Below are 16,347 nucleotides of genomic sequence, written 5' to 3' on the forward strand. Positions count from 1 at the left end.
CGACCACCTCAATCCGTTAGTCACTACCGATCTGGTAGTAACTACCACTGCGGTAGTGTCTATCACATGCCCGATCAGCACCCGACGCTGCGAGCGCAGCGGCGCGCCGAGACCCAGCGCGTGATCCAGGGGCACGCGGTGCGGCTGTTCACCGAGCGCGGGTACGGCGCCACGACCGTGACCGACGTCGCCGAGGCCGCGGGGGTGTCGCCGATGACGGTGTACCGGCACTTCCCCACGAAGGAGGACCTGGTGCTCGTGGACCAGCGCGGCCGGCTCGTCGCCGAGCGGATCGCCGCGTCGTCCGCGGCGGAGCCCCTGGTCCGGCGGATCGGCGGGGCGCTCGTCGACGCGGCCGCGGCGCTGACCGGCGGCGCCCGCGGGGACGGCCTGACGGCGGAGGAGCGGTTCCTGCTGGCCCGCCTCCGGCTCATGATCTCCACGCCGGCCCTGCGGGCCAAGCACCTGGACGGCCACTACGCGCTGCAGCAGGCGATCGTCGAGGCCCTCGGCGTCACCGAGCCCGAGGCGGCGTTCCAGGCGCAGGCGGCGGCCAGCGCGTGCCTGGCCGCCCTGCACACGGCGCTGGTGCGCTGGGCCGGGGACGACGGGCGGACCGAGCTGCCCGGCCTGATCGCGAAGGCGCTCGCCGCGGCCTTCGGCGACGACGTCGCCGGACCCCGGTGACGGCGTACGGGGCGGCGGCGGGCCTCAGCCGGTGGGGCCGACCGGCACCTCGACGTGCCCGGAGGCGCCGCGCCGGGTGCGGGCGCGACCTCCGGCCGCGGCGGCGACCCAGGCGTCGAACGCGTCGAGCTCGTCCTCGGGCACGACGACGTCGAGTTCGGCGGCGGGCCCGTACCGTGAGCCGGCCGGGGTGTACGGGGAGGCGTGCAGGTCGCGGCTGAGGCGTCCGGCACGGGCGTGGTCGGTGGTCACGGTGACGGTGACGACGGGCCGGCGTTCGACCACGCCGACCAGGTCGACGGCCGCGGCGACCGCCTGGCCGTAGGCGCGCACGAGGCCGCCGGCGCCGAGCTTGACGCCGCCGAAGTAACGGCTGACGACGGCGGCGGTGCCGGTGAGCTCGCGCCGCAGGAGGACCTCCAGCATGGGCCGCCCGGCGGTGCCGCCGGGTTCTCCGTCGTCGTTGCTGCGGGTAAGGTCTCCGTGCTCGCCGAGGACGTAGGCGGTGCAGTTGTGGGTGGCGTCGTGGTGGACGCGGCGGCGCTCGGCGACGAACTCCTGTGCCTGGGCCTCGGTCGTGACGCGGGCCAGCGCGCAGACGAACCGGGATCGGCGGATCTCCAGTTCGTGGACGCCGGGTCCTTTGATCGCACGCATGTCGCATTCCACCGTACGCGGGGAGGCGGGGGGTCATGAGGGGGCGGCGCCTCGTCCTGGACGTCGGGCCGTTGCGGGAGTCCGCGGACTTTCGCCGGCTGTGGGCGGGCTCGTCGCTGTCGGTGATCGGCGGGCAGATGACCGCGTTCGCGGTGACGCTGCAGGTGTTCCGGATGACGCATTCCTCGATCGCGGTCGGCGGGGTCGGGCTGGCCTCGGGCGCGCCGCTGCTGCTGCTGGGCCTGTTCGGCGGCGCGTTCGCCGACGCGGTCGACCGGCGGCGGCTGGCGCTGGTCACCAACGCGGGCTCGATCGTGGTGTCGGCGCTGCTGGCGGCGCAGGCGTTCGCGGGGCTGGGCCTGCTGTGGCCGCTGTACGCGCTGGCGCGGCTGCCGCCGATGCCGCCGCAGGGCGGCCCGGCCCGGCCGGGGCTCGCGGCGGTGACGGAGGGACTGCGGTTCGTCCGCCGTACGCCGGTGCTGGCCGGGATCTTCCTGGCCGACCTGGACGCGATGGTCCTGGGGATGCCGTTCGCGCTGTTCCCGGCGCTGGACGCCGCGCACTTCGGCGGGTCGCCGCAGACGCTGGGGCTGCTGAGCGCGGCGCCGGCGGTGGGCGGGCTTGCCGGGTCGGCGCTGTCGGGCCCGGTGGGGCAGGTCGCCCGGCCGGGCCGGGCGCTGCTGGGGGCCGTCACGGTGTGGGGGGCGGCGATCGCGGGGTTCGGGCTGGCCGACGCGCTGTGGGCGGCGCTTTCGCTGCTGGTGGTCGCGGGGGCGGCCGACACGGCCAGCGTGATCTTCCGTGCCACGATCGTGCAGGTCGCGACGCCGGACCGGCTGCGCGGGCGGGTGACGGGCGTCGACTTCGTCGTGGGGGCGGGTGTGCCGCAGCTGGGCAACTTCCGCGCCGGGGCGGTGGCCTCGCTGACCTCTCCGGCCGCGAGCGCGGTCGGCGGGGGCGTGGCCACGTTCCTCGGCGCCTGCCTGATCAGGCTGGCCGTACCGGCCCTGGCCCGTTACACGCCGGCGGAGGAGAAGGCAGACTGAGAGTCTCCCCGGTCCCGATGTCCGGTCCGGCCGGCCGGCGTCGACGTCTCCGGTGAAGCGGCGCCGACGGCGGCGCCGGCGAGAGGAGAGACCGTGAAGTACATGATCTTGATCTACGGGTCGCAGCGGGACTTCGACGCCCTGACCGGCCGGCCCGGCGCCCAGGCGCCCTGGTCCGCGGAGGACCTGGCGAAGATGGGCGCGTTCATGGAGGCGTGGAACAACGACCTGATCGAGTCCGGGGAGTTCGTCGACGCCCAGGGCCTGACCGCGCCCGTACACGCCCGCCGGGTCTCGCTGCGCGACGGCGTGCCCGTGGTCACCGACGGGCCCTACGCCGAGACCCAGGAGGTCCTGGCCGGTTACAACATCGTCGAGTGCGACAGCTTCGACCGGGCCACCGAGATCGCGGCGAGGCTGGCGGGCACCCCGCACCCGGAGGGCGCCGCGCTGGAGCACGCGTGGCACGTCGACGTCCGCCCGATCGCCGGTTCCCGGCACGAGCTGGACCTTTGACCGTCGCCGTACCCGAGGACCTGCTGCGCACGCTGGCGCCGCAGGTCCTCGGCGCGGTCGTACGGCGCTTCGGGCACTTCGACCTCGCCGAGGACGCGGTGCAGGAGGCGCTGCTGGCCGCCGCGGAGCAGTGGCCACGCGACGGCGTCCCCGCGAGCCCGCGCGGCTGGCTGGTCACGGTCGCCTCGCGGCGGCTGACCGACCTGCTGCGCGCCGAGCAGGCCCGCCGCCGCCGCGAGGACACCGTCGCCCGGTGGACGCCGCCCGAGCCCGAGCCCGGGCCGGCCTCCGATGACACGCTCGTGCTGCTGTTCCTGTGCTGTCACCCGTCGCTGTCGCCGGCGTCGCAGATCGCGCTGACCCTGCGGGCGGTCGGCGGGCTGAGCACCGCCGAGATCGCCCGCGCGTTCCTCGTGCCGGAGACGACGATGACCCGGCGGATCACCCGCGCCAAGCAGGCCGTCAAGGACAGCGGCGTGCCGTTCGCCCTGCCCCAGGACCGCGCCGGGCGCCTCGGCGCGGTCCTGCACGTCCTGTACCTGATCTTCAACGAGGGCTACGCGAGCACCTCCGGCCCGCACCTGCAGCGCGCCGAGCTGTCGGCCGAGGCGATCCGGCTGGCGCGCCTGGTGCACCGGCTGCTGCCCGGCGACGGCGAGGTGGCGGGGCTGCTCGCGCTGATGCTGCTGACCGACGCGCGCCGGCCCGCGCGCACCGGGCCGGGCGGGGAGCCGGTCCCGATGGCCGAGCAGGACCGCGGCCGGTGGGACGCGGAGCGGATCGCCGAGGGCGTCGCGCTCATCACCGAGGCGCTGCCACGCGGCGCGCCCGGCCCGTACCAGCTCCAGGCGGCGATCGCCGCGGTCCACGACGAGGCGCCGGACGCGGAGGCCACCGACTGGCCGCAGATCAGGGCGCTGTACGGGCTGCTGCTGCGGATCTCCGACAATCCCGTCGTCGCGCTGAACCACGCCGTCGCGGTGGCGATGGCCGAGGGGCCGCGGGCGGGCCTGGACCTGGTCGAGGCGCTGGTGGCGGGCGGGCGGCTCGCGGGCGATCACCGGCTGCACGTGGTCCGCGCGCACCTGCTGGAGATGGCCGGGGACCACGCCGCGGCGCGCGCGTGCTACGAGACCGCGGCCGGGTGCGCGATGAGCCTGCCGCAGCAGCGTTACCTGCACAGGCGCGCCGCCCGCCTGGACCGCCCGGCGTAGGCGCCTGCGGCGTCTCAGGCGCGGCGGCGGGTCTCGGCGAGGCGTTCCTGCAGTCTGGCGTGCCGGAACCGGTAGACGGGCCCGACCTGGCGGAGGAGCCCGGCCTGGATGGGCGTTCTGGAGGAAGCGCATCAGACGCCGGGGGACGTTCCGCTGCGCGCGGAGCACCAGGACGGTGCACAGGTAGACCGAGCCGGCGGTCACGGTCCGGCGCGCGGGCCCGTACAGCAGCAGGACGGCGGCGACGCCCTCGATGCCGAGCACGAGGGCGACCACCGAGCCGCCGACGAACCCGGCCGTCAGGCCGAGCAGGAACCCGCCCGCGAGCAGCGCCGTATCCGGCGCCCATGAACGCCATGAACGCCATCGCCGGCGATCGGGGTGGTCAGTACGGCCGGTGGTGGGCCAGGGGAGCGTGGGGGTCCTCGGCGGCGGTGGGGGTGGGGTCGGTGTGGATGAGCGCGGCGGTGAGGCGGGGGACCGCGTGCAGGAGGGCGTGTTCGGCCTCGACGGCGATGCGGTGGGCGGCGCGCAGGCTGAGCGATCCGTCGATCACGACGGTCGCCTCGGCGCGCAGGCGGTGGCCGATCCAGCGGGTGCGCAGTTCGGCGACGTCCTGGACCCCGGGTACCTCGCGCAGGGCCGCCTCGGCGGTGTCGACCACGGCGGGGTCGACGGCGTCCATGAGCCGGCGGAACACCTCGCGGGCGGCGTCCTTGAGCACGAACGCGATCGCGACGGTGATGAGCAGGCCGACGATCGGGTCGGCCAGGCGCCAGCCGAGCGCGGCGCCGCCCGCGCCGAGCAGGACGGCCAGGGACGCGAACCCGTCGGTACGGGCGTGCAGGCCGTCGGCGACCAGCGCGGCCGAGCCGATGCGCCGGCCGGTGCGGACGCGGTAGCGGGCGACCCATTCGTTGCCGGCGAAGCCGATGACCGCGGCGGCGGCGACGGCGGGCAGGTGGGAGACCTCGCGGGGGTGCGCGAGGCGGTCGAGGGCGGTGAGGGCGGCCAGCGCGGAGGAGGCGGCGATGACGGCGACGATGACGACGCCGGCCAGGTCCTCGGCGCGGCCGAACCCGTAGGTGAAGCGGCGGGTCGCCACGCGGCGGCCCAGCACGAACGCGACGCCGAGCGGCAGGGCGGTGAGGGCGTCGGCGGCGTTGTGCAGGGCGTCGCCGAGCAGCGCGGCCGACCCGGACAAGGCGACGACGAAGACCTGCAGCGCCGCGGTGACGCCGAGGACGGCCAGGGAGATCCACAGGGTGCGCATGCCCGCCGCGGAGGACTCCATCGCCGGATCGACCTTGTCGGCGGCCTCGTGCCCGTGCGGCCTCAGCAGGTGCCGGATCCCGTGGCGGTGCGCGCCGTGCTCGTGTTCGTGCTCGTGGTCATGGTCATGGTCGTGTGGGTGGTGGTGGGGCGGTGCGGTGCCGGTGTCGCTCACGGCAAGCGGGCGCCTTCCTCGTGAGTGGCGGCGGCCGCTGGACATCGGCCGCGTACGGTCCCATTATGTGCGTATGAGCGCACGCATGCACCTATCAGGTGCGCATGGCTCGCAGGAGCCAGGCGTTCCCCCGTCCGGGGGCGAGCGGGTGGCGGTCGCGGTGGAGGTGCTGGGGCTGCTGGCCGACCGGACCCGGCTGAGCCTGCTGGTCCGCCTCGGCGAGGGCGAGGCGGACGTGAGCACGCTGACCGGGGCGTGCGGCGCGTCGCGTACGTCGGTGAGCCAGCACCTGGCCCGCCTGCGCCTGGCCGGGCTGGTCACCACGCGCAAGGACGGGCGGCGCGTGGTGTACGCGCTGCGCCACGGGCATCTGCGGCGCCTGGTCCAGGAGGCCCTCAGCGTCGCCGACCACCGCATCGGCGAGCTGTCCCCGCACGACTGAACGCTCCGGGTGCCGGATCCGAGGAGGGAGGCCTGCCGATGCCGCCGCGACCGTACATCGCGCGGTTTTCTCGTGTCCGGCCGGTCGTGATGATCCTGGGCGGGGTGGCCGTCCTGGTGGTGTCGTCCGCAGGTGTCGCCCGGGGCGGGCGTCTCGGCCGGCTTCCCCCGCTCGCCGCCTTGGTGTTCGCGGGCGTCGTGGTGGCCGTCCTCGGCGCCGTGCGGCTGGTCCGGGCACGCCGCAGGGGATGGACCGCCCTGGCCGTCGACTCCGCCGGAGTCCGCTTCGCGGCGACCGTGCCGGACGGTGAGCCGAGACGGTTCGCCTGGGATGAGGTGAGCGCGCTCGTCCTGTTCTCCCGGCGGACGGAGTTCCTCCACGGCACGGTGAAGTGCGTCGGAGTGCGGATCCATCCCGCCGCCGCCGGGTCTCCCGAACGCCATCTCGCGCTCCTCGAACAGACGCTGTCCCAGGTCGATCTGGAGCTGCACGTGTGGGAGCGACTCCGCGAGCTCGACGGCGGGCCGGCCCGGTCCCGGCTGGAGACGGCCGTCGCCTTCCACACCGAGGTGCGCGGCTGGAGGTTCCGCCGTTCCCGGCTGGAAGAGGCCGCGTGGGCCCACGGGCCCGGTGTCCCGGTCGTCGCGTTCACCTCCGGCAGCTACCACGACCTGGTCGGCTGGCGCGCGGACCAGCGGAGGCTGCGCGAGATCCTGGACGACGCCCGGCTGCGACGCTGGGGCTGGTGACCGGGCCCCGGCACCATCGGGGGCCGCCGGTCACTGCAGGAGGGCGGGGACGCGGGCGATGAGGGCGACCGACTCCACGAAGAAGTAGATGCCGCGGAAGAAGCGCAGCACGTCGCCCTCGGTCAGGCGCAGCCCGCGGTACATCACGATCCGCCCGGGGTCCTGCCCGCCGAGCAGGGCGCGCCAGGTGGACAGGTCCGCGGACAGGACGTAGGTGGCATCGAGGGGGTCGTCCGGGCCGATGATCGCCGCTTCGGCACAGGTGCCGTCCTTCCAGCCGAGCCGCAGGTAGGACGGCCCGCCGGTGGGCAGGTCCCGTACGCCGAGGGCCCAGGAGGAGGCGTAGCCGGCGCGGACGTTCGCGATCCAGTCCCAGTAGCCGGGCAGTTTCGCGGCGCGGGTCTCCTCGCCGGGGCCGTGGTCGACGGCGGCGCGGACGTCCTCGGCCCATTCGGGGGTGAAGAATCCGGGGGTCATGGGTCAGCCTCCCGCCAGCTCGGGCTGGATGCCGGCGATCATCTCCTGCAGGTCCGGTGGCAGGCCGATGCCGACGTCGGTGAGTTTCATGGTGAGCTGGCGGATCATCAGGCGGCGTACCTCCTCGGGGGACCAGCCGAGGGCCTCGAGCATGACGCGGCGGCTGGTGGCGCTGTTGATCGCCAGGATGGTGCGGAGCGTCTCGTGGATCTGGCCGAGCAGGCGGGGGTCCTGCTGGACGGAGTCGCGCAGGAACCGCATGCCGAACTGGACGTGGCGAGCCTCGTCGCGGCAGGTGGCGGTGAACCCGGCGTAGTAGCCGGGCAGGAACCCGCGGTTGCGGCAGTAGCTGAGGGTGATCTTCATGACGGACAGCGCGAGGACGCCTTCGATCCACAGGAAGTAGGTGGTGCCGTAGCGGACGCGCGCCGCGGCGTCCTCGGGGTCGTTGCGCAGTTCGTCGGCCTGGTAGGCCAGGAGCCCGAACGGGCCGACGAAGGTCTCCGAGACGTGCTGGAAGGAGGCGTCGAGGACCTCCTGGACGGAGTCGCCGGGCAGGCCGACGACCTCGCGGTAGAAGCGGTCGAAGAAGACGGTGTGGCGGGCCTCGTCCTCGATCTGGCTGGACATGTAGATGCGGGACTCTTCACTGCCGCCGAGCATGAACACCGGGAGTTCGACCTCGACCTGGCGTTCGCCGTGGTGGAAGCCGGAGGAGATCGCCACGAACGCGTCACGTTCGTCCTGGGTCATCCGCCCGGTCCAGTCCTGGGCGTCGCGGGTGAAGTCGATGTCGTAGACGTCCCAGCGCTGGCGCAGGTAGCGGCGGTACAGGTCCAGGTAGCCGGGTAGTCGCTTGAGGTCCTTGTGCACGTAGTCGATGACGTCGTCGATGTCGACGGCGTGGATCTGGTCCAGGGCCGACTCCTCGACCGCGGTGACCTTGTCCCTGGACATCTCCGGCATGGGTCACGTCCCTTCCGCACGGCGTGCGTCCACCCGGAATTATGCGTTATCGGGGCCGCCGCGTAGAGGGGGTCAGGGCTGTTCGGCCGCGGCGTACATGGCGACGGTCAGGTCCGCGAACGAGGTCGCGGTGTCGTCTCCCCAGGCCGTGAAGGTGCCGTCCTTGCCGAGCGCGACGGTGAAGACCGGGTCGGTCTCGTAGGTCAGGCCGTGCAGGACGGCGGAGCGGCCGGCACCGGCGAGGTCGAGGGCGGCGCGGGTGAGCCGGAAGCCCTTGCGGTCGGCGGCGGCGGAGTCGAACACGTCCTGTACGGGGGAGGCGGCGGCGCGGTCGGCGGGGGTGAGGCGGGTGGCGCCGGGCGGCATGCGGTGGCTCCAGCTCGCCGGGTCATAGACGGCGCCGTCGGTGAGGTAGCTCCAGCGGACGCCGGTGATGGACCAGCGGCCGTCGCGTACACCGGTGGAGGCGGCGCGCAGGTCGACGACGGACACGCCGTGGCGGCCCAAAACGCGCAGGGTGGTGCCGGTGGCTTCCAGGGCGGTGTCGGGATCCAGGCCGAAGACGCGCCGGTGGCCGGTGTCGGAGGCGAGGCGGACGGCGCGGCCGAGGCGGCCGTCGGCGGAGAAGTGGGTGTCGATGAGGCCGTCGGTGAACAGCCCGAACCCGCCGGCGGGCAGGTCGGCGAGCAGGGTGTCGTCGTCGAGGTAGCCGGTGTGGGTGCCCTCGCGCAGCGCCTGGTAGCTGGCGCCGCCGGTGACCATGTCGGGGCCGGACTGGATCTGGGCGCCGGCGCTGGTGCCGGCGATGAGGGCGCCGTGGGCGTGGCGGTCGCGGATGGCGGCCAGGACCTTGGTGTCGGTGTGGGCGGTGCCGTGCAGAAAGGTGGTGACCAGGCGGTACTGGTCGCCGCCGCCGAAGACGAACCCGGTCATGGTGGCGGCCTGGCGGGCCAGGGCGGGGTCGTCGGCGGCGCCGGGGTGGTCCAGGTCGATGGGGAGCCACTGGGCGGCGCCGGCGCCGTAGCGTTTGAGGATGTCGGCGTAGAAGCGCCCGTTGACGGCGCTGTTGGCGGCCTGGGGCGTGCCGGCCGCGGGGTCTCGGCTCGGGGGCAGCGAGGCGGCGGTGATGACGCCGATGCGGGCGCGGGCGCCGCCGGCCCTGGCGACGATCTCGTGGTAGATCTCGGCGTTGCCGTCGGAGAGCGCACCGCCGATGAGGATCACGGCGCCGCGCCGGCCGGGGGCGGGTGTGGTGGTGGTCGCGTGTGCGGGGGTCGTCATCGTCGCCGCCAGGACGGTAGCCGCGGACAGCATCGCGAGTCGTTTCATCAGGGGTCTCATCCGGGATGTGAGGCCGTAGCCGAGGATGTCACCGACGGGGCCCCGCGGGCGGGGGTCCTGGCCGCCAGGAACGCATATCCACCGGTCGCGCCACCATCGCCGCGATGGATCCGGATCAGTGCCACTCTACCTGTACGCCCGCGATGTCTCCGCAGGTCAGAACCCGTGTGGCGCGCTGCGTCCCGGCGGTAACACCGGTCACGGCTAGGCGGCCATGGCCAGGTTCGGCGACCGCGGCGAGCTCGGCCGCGCCGGGACATGCCCTGGATGACCGCGGCGAAGTATCGTCGTGTTCCTGGCCTCCGGCGACGCGCGCCGGGTCCGCGACGCGACCGGCGGCTCAGGCCTGTGAAACGGTGAGGCCGGCGGCGAGCTGGTCCAGCGCCGAGGTCAGGATCGCCACGCCGCGCAGGAACTCGGCGATCTCGATGGACTCCTCGTCACTGTGGTCCAGGGACCCGTCGCCGGGCCCGTACGCGGCCATCGGCACGCTCCACCGCTCACTGACGGTGTTCATGTCCGAGGTGCCGGTCTTGAGCGTGGGCCGCGGTGACCCGCCGTGGGTACGGATCGCCGCCGACAGGGCCCGTACGACGGGGTCGGCGCGGGAGGCGCGGACGGCGGGGATCGCGCGGGTGACCTTCAGCTCCCCGCCGGCCGCCAGCGTCTCCAGACGCGTGACGAACGCCGGCACGTCGAAGCCCGGGGGGATGCGGCAGTCGACGTCGGCGTGGCCGCTGGTGAGGTTCCCGCTGATCGAGCGCAGCGTCGCGGCGGGCAGCCCGAACGCCCCGTGGTCGCGTTCGGGCCCCAGCGCCTCCTGCAGTCCCTGCCAGAACGCGACGACGGCCTCGCTCGCCTTCGGCAGCGGATTCGTCGAGTGCGTGGCGGGCCGCGCCGCCCAGTACTCCAGGTCGATCTTCCCCTTGTAGCCCAGCACGACCCGGTCCCACCCGCCGGGCTCGCCGATGACGAGCGCGTCCGGGGGCGGCAGCGTACGGGCGATGTGATGCCCGCCGCGGGACAGGCGTTCCTCCTCGACCGCGCCGATCACGCGGATCAGCCCGGGAAACTCCGGGCGCGCCGCGGCGGCGCAGATCATCGCGGCGAGCGGCGCCTTGGCGTCGACGGCGCCCCGCCCGTACAGGCGGCCGCCCGCGCGGCGCGCCGGCAGCGCGGGCGCGACGGTGTCCATGTGCGACAGCAGCATCACCGTCGGACCGCCCCCGGCGCCGATGTCGCCGATGACGTTGCCGGCCTCGTCGCGGCGCGCCGCGAACCCCATCCCGGCCATGGCCCGTTCCAGGTGCCGGGCCAGGCGTTCCTCCTCACCGGACAGCGAGGGGATCTCCAGCATCGACTGCAGCAGGTCTTCGGCGTTCACGGTCGCACCTCCACCGGCGTTCCGGATATCTCGGTCAGGGGCCGTACGGTCCGGCCGTCGGCGATGAGGACCTGCCCGACGCCGCCGAGCAGGGCCTCACGGGCGGCGATGAGCTTGCGGTGCATCCCGCCGGTCGCCGCGTACGGCACCGGCCCCTCACGCGGCAGCTCACATCGCACCAGGACGCTGTTCTCGTCGGCGGCGTCGGACAGGACACCGGGCGCGGCGGTCAGCAGGACGAGCCGGTCCGCGCCCAGCGCGACCGCGACGGCGGCCGCGGCGCGGTCGGCGTCGACGTTGAGCGGCCCGCCGTCCTCCCCGGCCGCCGGCGGGGACAGGACGGGCGTGAACCCGGCGTCCAGCAGGTCCCGCAGCACCCGGTCCTCGACCTCGACGACCCGGCCGCTGTGGTCGTCGCGGACGATGACCGTACGGCCGTCGACGACGGTGCGGCGCGGGCCCTTGCGCACCGCGCGCAGCAGTCCCGCGTCCAGGCCGGTCAGCCCGATCGCCCGCACGCCGCTGGCGACCAGCGCCGCCACGATGACGGGCTTGGCACGGCCCGTCATCGCCAGGGTGAGCACGTCGAGCATGGCCAGGTCGGTGTAGCGGCTCCGCACCCCGGCGGGGGACAGGAGCGTGCGCTGCGCGACGCCCATCTCGGCGGCCAGCCGCGCGATCTGCGGCGCGCCGCCGTGCACCACGACGCACGGCGTGCCGAGCCGGGCGACGTCCTCGCAGATCGGCCGCGGATCGACGGCGCCGCCGCACTTGATGACGGTCAGCTTCATGGCCACCTCTTAGATGGGGTGCAGGCCGGGGAACTCCAGGCCGAGGCGCTCGGGCCAGCCCATGCGGATGTTGAGGCACTGCACGGCGTTGCCGGACCCGCCCTTCATCAGGTTGTCCAGCGCGGCGACGACCGTCACCCGGTCCCCGTCGGCGGCGAAACCGACGTCGCAGTGGTTGGACCCCAGCAGGATCTTGGGGTCGGGCAGGCGGTGGACGCCCTGGCGGTGCGCGATGATCCGCACGAACGGCTCACCGGCGTACCGGGTCCGGTACGCGCGCCGGATCGCCTTCTCATCCAGCCCCGAACCCCCGCGCGGGGTCAGGTGGCACAGGACCTGCACGCCGCGCACGGCCTCCACGCCCGTCGCGGTCATCCGCGCGTCCAGGCCGGTCGCCTGGGCGACCTCGGCCTCGTGCCGGTGCCCGACGGGCGCGAACACCCGCATCGCGCCGCTGCGCTCGGCGTGCAGGTTCGCCGCGCCCGCCGACGCGCCCGACCCGCTGGAGCCGGTACGCACGTCGATGCGCGCGGGCCCCTCCACCAGACCCGCGACGGGCGCCAGCGCCAGGATCGCGGCGTTCGCGCCGCAGCCGGGCACGCTGACGCGGTCGGCGGTGCGCAGCCGCTCGCGGAACAGCTCCGGGCAGCCGGTGGTGAAACCGGCCAGCAGCTCCGGCGCGGTGTGCCCGGTGCCGTAGTACCGCTCGTACACCGCCGGGTCGCGCAGCCGGAAGTCCCCGGACAGGTCGATGACCAGCGGCGCGTCCAGCCCGGGAACCAGCTTCATCGTCGCGGTGTGCGGCGTCGCGCAGAACACCACGTCGCACTCGCCCAGCTCGTCGGCGCCGCAGAACGTCATCGCGGTGTGACCGCGCAGGTTCGGGTGGATCGCGTCGACGCGGCGGCCGGGGAAACGCGTGGAGACCGCGTACCCGACCTCCACCCGCGGATGCCCGGTCAGGAGCCGCAGCAGCTCCCCGCCGAGGTACCCGGCCGCGCCCAGGACGCCCGCGCGGATCACGCCGGCCCCACCGCGAACGCGACGATCGCGCCGGCGACGTCGACGGCCTCACCGTGCGCCTCCTGCAGACCGCGGAACTCCACGTTGTGGTTGACCTCCAGCGCGTACAGGCCGCCGGGACCCTCGATCACGTCGACGCCCAGGACACCGCCGCCGACCGCCTTGGCCGCGGCCAGCGCGAGCGCGCCCAGCTCCGGCGTCACCGGGCACGGCGCGGACCGGCCGCCTCGCGCGGCGTTGGTCCGCCACCCGGCCGAGTACCGGTACGACGCGGCGACCACCTCCTCCCCGGCGACGAGCACACGGATGTCACGGTCCGGCTTGTCGATGTATTCCTGCAGGTAGATGATGTGCTGCTGCGGTGAGGGCAGCGCCGCGCGGTGCTCCATGACGATCCGCGCCTCGGCGGGGTCGCGGGCCAGCGCGGCCAGCCGCCCCCACGACCCGGTGAGCGGCTTGACCACGACCGGGTATCCCAGCTCCTCCGCCGCCTCCAGCCCGGCGTCGGGCGTGAGCGCCACCCGCGTACGGGGCGTGGGCAGCCCGGCGCGGCGCAGCTCCAGCGACGTGCGCACCTTGTCCCCGCACACCGCGATCACCTCCGCGCCGTTGACCGCCCGCACACCGCCGGCCTCCAGCAGCAGCGCGGCATAGTAGGCGCGGCTGTGGGAGATCTCCCGGTTCAGCGCCGCCGTGAACGGCCCGCCGGCCGGCCCGTCCAGGCCGGCGGTGAGGGCACGGGTGTCGAGGTGGGTGTAGCGGGCTCCGCGGCGCTCCAGCGCCGCGAAGATCCGCTTCTCCTCGTACCGCACCCGCGAGGCCAGCACCGCCAGCCCGGGACCGGGAGGGCTCACTCGCCCCAGTCCTCCTCGATCTCCGGGGCGAGCGCGAGCGTCACCGGCGCCAGGCCGGTCACCTCCAGCTCGCTGGAGCAGTCCGGGCACTGGGAGATCTCACTCAGCCGTACCGGCTCGGCCAGTTGGACCGGGCCCTCACACTCGGGACAGGTCTGGGTCATCCCGCGTTCCTCCCATCAGGGTCAGCGCCGTCGCGGCGATCCGTTCACCGGTGATTCCGTAGTGGTCGAGCAGGTGCTCCTGACCGCCGACGACCTGCGCGAACGTGTCGGGCATGCCGATCCGCGCCACACGCTTGGGCGCGTGCTCGGACAGGGTCTCGGCGACCGCGCCGCCCAGGCCACCGGACCGCCAGTGCTCCTCGACGGTGATGACCGCGGCCGCGTCCCGCGCGGCCGCCACGACGGCCTCCACGTCGAGGGGTTTGAGGGTGTGCACGTTCAGCACCGCGGCCGAGACGCCGCCGGCGGCCAGCAGGTCCGCCGCCGCCAGCGAGGCCAGCACCGGGTGCGGCCCGCACGCGAACACCGCCAGGTCGGTCCCCTCCCGCAGCGTCTGCGCGCGGCCCAGGACGGTCGGGCCGGCCTCCAGCGCGGGGGTGGCCTTGCGGCCCAGCCGCAGGTAGACCGGCCCGGGCAGGTCCACCGACTGGGCGACCGCCTCCTCGGTCGCCGTCGCGTCCGCCGGCGTCACCACGGTGAACCCGGGCAGCGTCCGCATGATCGCCAGGTCCTCCAGCGCGTGGTGCGTGGGGCCCAGGTGCCCGGCGGACAGGCCGCCGTGCGTGGCCGCGACCCGTACCGGCAGCCCGCTGTAGGCGATGTCGACCTTCAGGGACTCCAGCGCGCGCGTCGTCGCGAACGTGGCCATCGTGTTGACGAAGGGGATCTTCCCGCTGGCCGCGAGCCCGGCCGCGACCCCCATCAGGTTGTGCTCGGCGATGCCGACGTTGACGTACCGGCCGGCGGCCGGGCCGAAGTCGACGCCGGCGAACAGGCCGGTGTCGCTGTCCAGGCAGTACAGCCGCGGGTCGTCGGCCATCAGCTTGACCAGCAGGTCGCGGTAGGCCTCACGGGTCGGGATCGTCATGAGGCACGCCGTCTGGCCCGGGCGCGCAGCACCGACATCGCCCGCGCGAGCTGCCGTTCGCCCAGCCGCGCGTAGTGGCTGTCCACCCGGCCCTGCACCGACGGCAGGCCGTTGCCCTTGACCGTACGGGCGATCACCACGTTCGGCCGGCCACGCGCGCGGCCGGTGAGGGCCTCCCGCAGCCGGCGCCGGTCGTGCCCGTCGACCTCACGGACCGCCCACCCGAACGCCCGCCACCGGTCCGCGAGCGGCTCCAGCGGCACGGTCTGCTCGGTCGGCCCGGTGATCTGCAGGCCGTTGCGGTCCACGATCACGGTCACGTTGTCCAGGCCCAGCCCGGCGGTCGACATCGCCGCCTCCCACACCGAGCCCTCCTGCAGCTCCCCGTCACCGACGATAACGAAGCAGCGCCGGGCGGGGTCGGCGAGCGCGAACCCGTTCGCCAGCGGCAGCCCGTGCCCGAGCGACCCGGTGGCCATCTCCACGCCCGGCACCGCGCGGACCGGATGGCCCATGAGACGGCTGCCCGGCCGCCCGTACGTGGCCAGCTCCTCGGGCGGGAAGAACCCGCGCTCGGCCAGCACCGCGTACAGCGCGATCGCGCCGTGGCCCTTGGACAGGATGAGGATGTCGCGGTCCTTCGCGCGGGGGTCGGCCGGGTCGACGCGCAGCACGTCGAAGTACAGCGTCGTGAGGATCTCCACCAGCGACATCGAGCCGCCCAGGTGGCCGCCCTCCGGGCCGGCGCACATCGCGACGATGTGCTCGCGCACCCTGTCGGTCACCCCGCCCGCCCGCTCGGTCCTCGTCTCGGTCCTCGTCTCGGTCGTCATCTCGGTCGTCATGGCATGCTCAGCCTTCCGTCAGGGACGCCAGGACGAAGTGGCCCGGCAGGTGCACCGCCAGGCCCTCACGGATCTCGGCGGTCAGCACGCCCCCGGAGAGCCGGATCGTGGAGGCGCGCCGGTCCAGCAGGGTCGCCGCGGCGGTGAAGTCGCCGACCAGCGCGCTGCCGGCCGGGATCATGCGGGTACGGCTGACCTTCACGCCCTGCGTCGCCAGCCGCTCCAGCAGCCCGCCGTCGACCAGCGGCCACCAGTCGTCGGGGTGCATCACGACGCCGTCGGCCGAGCCGCCGTACCACTCGCACAGCGCCGTCGTGGACAGCAGCCGCTCGGTCACCGTCCCGGCGGGGGAGTGGCGGCGCAGGCCCGGAATCCGCAGCAGCCCGTCCTCACCGCTCAGCAGCTCCTCGTTCTCGGCCGTGCCGAGCCGTACGAGCAGCCGGAAGTCCACGAACGCGGCGAGCGCCGCCGGATCGGCCAGGATCGGGGCCGGCACCGGCACCGACGCGCGGACCGTACGGATCTTCGCGGTGGCGACGCCGACCTCGAAGTCCCACTCGGGCGCCGCGGTGCCGGGGGAGACCTCCGCGGCGCGCTCACGGTAGACGGTGACCTCGTCCGAATCGACGACGGCCTTCTTCAGCAGGTGCCGGACCGTGTAACGGGGCCGGCGCTGCGCGGGCGGGAACAGGTCGCTGATGGAGGCCCGCAGCTCCACCGACACCTCTGACACCTCCGGGCCGCCACGGGCGTAGGCGAGCGCGAACTCCTCACCGGGCCCCCGCCGGGTCAGTTCCGGATCATCCAGCAGCATCG

General features: G+C 74.4%; 20 protein-coding genes. 7 read left to right on the forward strand and 13 right to left on the reverse strand.

Annotated elements, in window-relative coordinates; genetic code table 11:
* The first annotated feature begins 66 nt into the window (after positions 1 to 66).
* The gene (locus tag QWU11_RS27010) at positions 67 to 687 is read left to right on the forward strand and encodes a helix-turn-helix domain-containing protein (RefSeq protein WP_290117226.1); all 621 of its coding nucleotides are present in this window, start codon (positions 67 to 69) and stop codon (positions 685 to 687) included.
* Between the two features lie 24 nt (positions 688 to 711).
* On the opposite strand, the gene QWU11_RS27015 is transcribed toward QWU11_RS27010, so the two are convergent.
* Positions 712 to 1,344, reverse strand: a complete 633-nt coding sequence (locus tag QWU11_RS27015) for a YigZ family protein (RefSeq protein WP_290117227.1) — start codon at positions 1,342 to 1,344, stop codon at positions 712 to 714.
* A 35-nt stretch (positions 1,345 to 1,379) separates the two neighbouring features.
* On the opposite strand from QWU11_RS27015, the gene QWU11_RS27020 reads away from it, so the two are divergent.
* From QWU11_RS27020 to QWU11_RS27035, 4 genes are all read left to right on the forward strand, one after another.
* A complete protein-coding gene (locus tag QWU11_RS27020) occupies positions 1,380 to 2,390 on the forward strand; it encodes an MFS transporter (RefSeq protein WP_290117228.1) in 1,011 nt (336 codons plus the stop codon).
* A gap of 102 nt (positions 2,391 to 2,492) precedes the next feature.
* Positions 2,493 to 2,906: a YciI family protein gene (locus QWU11_RS27025; RefSeq protein ID WP_290117302.1), complete on the forward strand. Its 414-nt coding sequence runs from the start codon at positions 2,493 to 2,495 to the stop codon at positions 2,904 to 2,906.
* Positions 2,903 to 4,120, forward strand: a complete 1,218-nt coding sequence (locus QWU11_RS27030; protein WP_290117229.1) for a DUF6596 domain-containing protein — start codon at positions 2,903 to 2,905, stop codon at positions 4,118 to 4,120. The genes QWU11_RS27025 and QWU11_RS27030 overlap by 4 nt, the downstream gene beginning before the upstream one ends.
* Positions 4,121 to 4,228: 108 nt before the next feature.
* Positions 4,229 to 4,471, forward strand: coding sequence for a hypothetical protein (locus QWU11_RS27035; RefSeq protein ID WP_290117230.1), 243 nt, complete (start codon positions 4,229 to 4,231; stop codon positions 4,469 to 4,471).
* Positions 4,472 to 4,505: 34 nt separating this feature from the next.
* Here the strand turns inward: QWU11_RS27035 and QWU11_RS27040 are convergent, their stop codons facing one another.
* Complete coding sequence (locus QWU11_RS27040) at positions 4,506 to 5,567, reverse strand: cation diffusion facilitator family transporter (RefSeq protein ID WP_290117231.1); 1,062 nt, start codon at positions 5,565 to 5,567, stop codon at positions 4,506 to 4,508.
* An 85-nt stretch (positions 5,568 to 5,652) separates the two neighbouring features.
* On the opposite strand from QWU11_RS27040, the gene QWU11_RS27045 reads away from it, so the two are divergent.
* Together QWU11_RS27045 and QWU11_RS27050 are read left to right on the forward strand one after the other, a co-directional pair.
* On the forward strand, positions 5,653 to 6,009 hold the full coding sequence (locus QWU11_RS27045; RefSeq protein WP_290117303.1) for a metalloregulator ArsR/SmtB family transcription factor: 357 nt from the start codon (positions 5,653 to 5,655) through the stop codon (positions 6,007 to 6,009).
* Between the two features lie 38 nt (positions 6,010 to 6,047).
* Positions 6,048 to 6,758, forward strand: coding sequence for a hypothetical protein (locus QWU11_RS27050; protein WP_290117232.1), 711 nt, complete (start codon positions 6,048 to 6,050; stop codon positions 6,756 to 6,758).
* 30 nt (positions 6,759 to 6,788) lie between these two features.
* Here QWU11_RS27050 and QWU11_RS27055 read toward each other — a convergent pair whose 3' ends face one another.
* The 11 genes from QWU11_RS27055 to QWU11_RS27105 form a co-directional block, all read right to left on the reverse strand.
* The gene (locus tag QWU11_RS27055) at positions 6,789 to 7,235 is read right to left on the reverse strand and encodes a hypothetical protein (RefSeq protein WP_290117233.1); all 447 of its coding nucleotides are present in this window, start codon (positions 7,233 to 7,235) and stop codon (positions 6,789 to 6,791) included.
* Between the two features lie 3 nt (positions 7,236 to 7,238).
* Positions 7,239 to 8,201, reverse strand: a complete 963-nt coding sequence (locus tag QWU11_RS27060; RefSeq protein ID WP_290117234.1) for a ribonucleotide-diphosphate reductase subunit beta — start codon at positions 8,199 to 8,201, stop codon at positions 7,239 to 7,241.
* A gap of 72 nt (positions 8,202 to 8,273) precedes the next feature.
* Complete coding sequence (locus QWU11_RS27065; protein WP_290117235.1) at positions 8,274 to 9,530, reverse strand: cyanophycinase; 1,257 nt, start codon at positions 9,528 to 9,530, stop codon at positions 8,274 to 8,276.
* 352 nt (positions 9,531 to 9,882) lie between these two features.
* Positions 9,883 to 10,926, reverse strand: coding sequence for a M20/M25/M40 family metallo-hydrolase (locus tag QWU11_RS27070; protein ID WP_290117236.1), 1,044 nt, complete (start codon positions 10,924 to 10,926; stop codon positions 9,883 to 9,885).
* Complete coding sequence (gene argB, locus QWU11_RS27075) at positions 10,923 to 11,717, reverse strand: acetylglutamate kinase (RefSeq protein WP_290117237.1); 795 nt, start codon at positions 11,715 to 11,717, stop codon at positions 10,923 to 10,925. Before argB ends, QWU11_RS27070 begins: the two co-directional genes overlap by 4 nt.
* 9 nt (positions 11,718 to 11,726) lie before the next feature.
* On the reverse strand, positions 11,727 to 12,740 hold the full coding sequence (gene argC, locus QWU11_RS27080) for an N-acetyl-gamma-glutamyl-phosphate reductase (RefSeq protein WP_290117238.1): 1,014 nt from the start codon (positions 12,738 to 12,740) through the stop codon (positions 11,727 to 11,729).
* Positions 12,737 to 13,594 (reverse strand): lysine biosynthesis protein LysX, encoded by an 858-nt coding sequence (lysX, locus tag QWU11_RS27085; protein ID WP_290117239.1) that lies wholly within the window; start codon positions 13,592 to 13,594, stop codon positions 12,737 to 12,739. Before lysX ends, argC begins: the two co-directional genes overlap by 4 nt.
* Positions 13,591 to 13,758, reverse strand: a complete 168-nt coding sequence (locus tag QWU11_RS27090; protein WP_290117240.1) for a lysine biosynthesis protein LysW — start codon at positions 13,756 to 13,758, stop codon at positions 13,591 to 13,593. The genes lysX and QWU11_RS27090 overlap by 4 nt, the downstream gene beginning before the upstream one ends.
* Positions 13,733 to 14,686 carry a transketolase C-terminal domain-containing protein gene (locus tag QWU11_RS27095; protein ID WP_290117241.1) on the reverse strand — a complete coding sequence of 318 codons (954 nt, stop codon included), beginning with the start codon at positions 14,684 to 14,686 and terminating at the stop codon, positions 13,733 to 13,735. Before QWU11_RS27095 ends, QWU11_RS27090 begins: the two co-directional genes overlap by 26 nt.
* Positions 14,683 to 15,531 (reverse strand): transketolase, encoded by an 849-nt coding sequence (locus QWU11_RS27100; RefSeq protein WP_290117242.1) that lies wholly within the window; start codon positions 15,529 to 15,531, stop codon positions 14,683 to 14,685. Before QWU11_RS27100 ends, QWU11_RS27095 begins: the two co-directional genes overlap by 4 nt.
* Positions 15,532 to 15,538: 7 nt before the next feature.
* The gene (locus tag QWU11_RS27105) at positions 15,539 to 16,345 is read right to left on the reverse strand and encodes a family 3 encapsulin nanocompartment shell protein (RefSeq protein ID WP_290117243.1); all 807 of its coding nucleotides are present in this window, start codon (positions 16,343 to 16,345) and stop codon (positions 15,539 to 15,541) included.
* Positions 16,346 to 16,347 lie beyond the last annotated feature (2 nt).

Source organism: Actinomadura sp. DC4 (genome assembly GCF_030406325.1).
GTDB lineage: Bacteria > Actinomycetota > Actinomycetes > Streptosporangiales > Streptosporangiaceae > Actinoallomurus.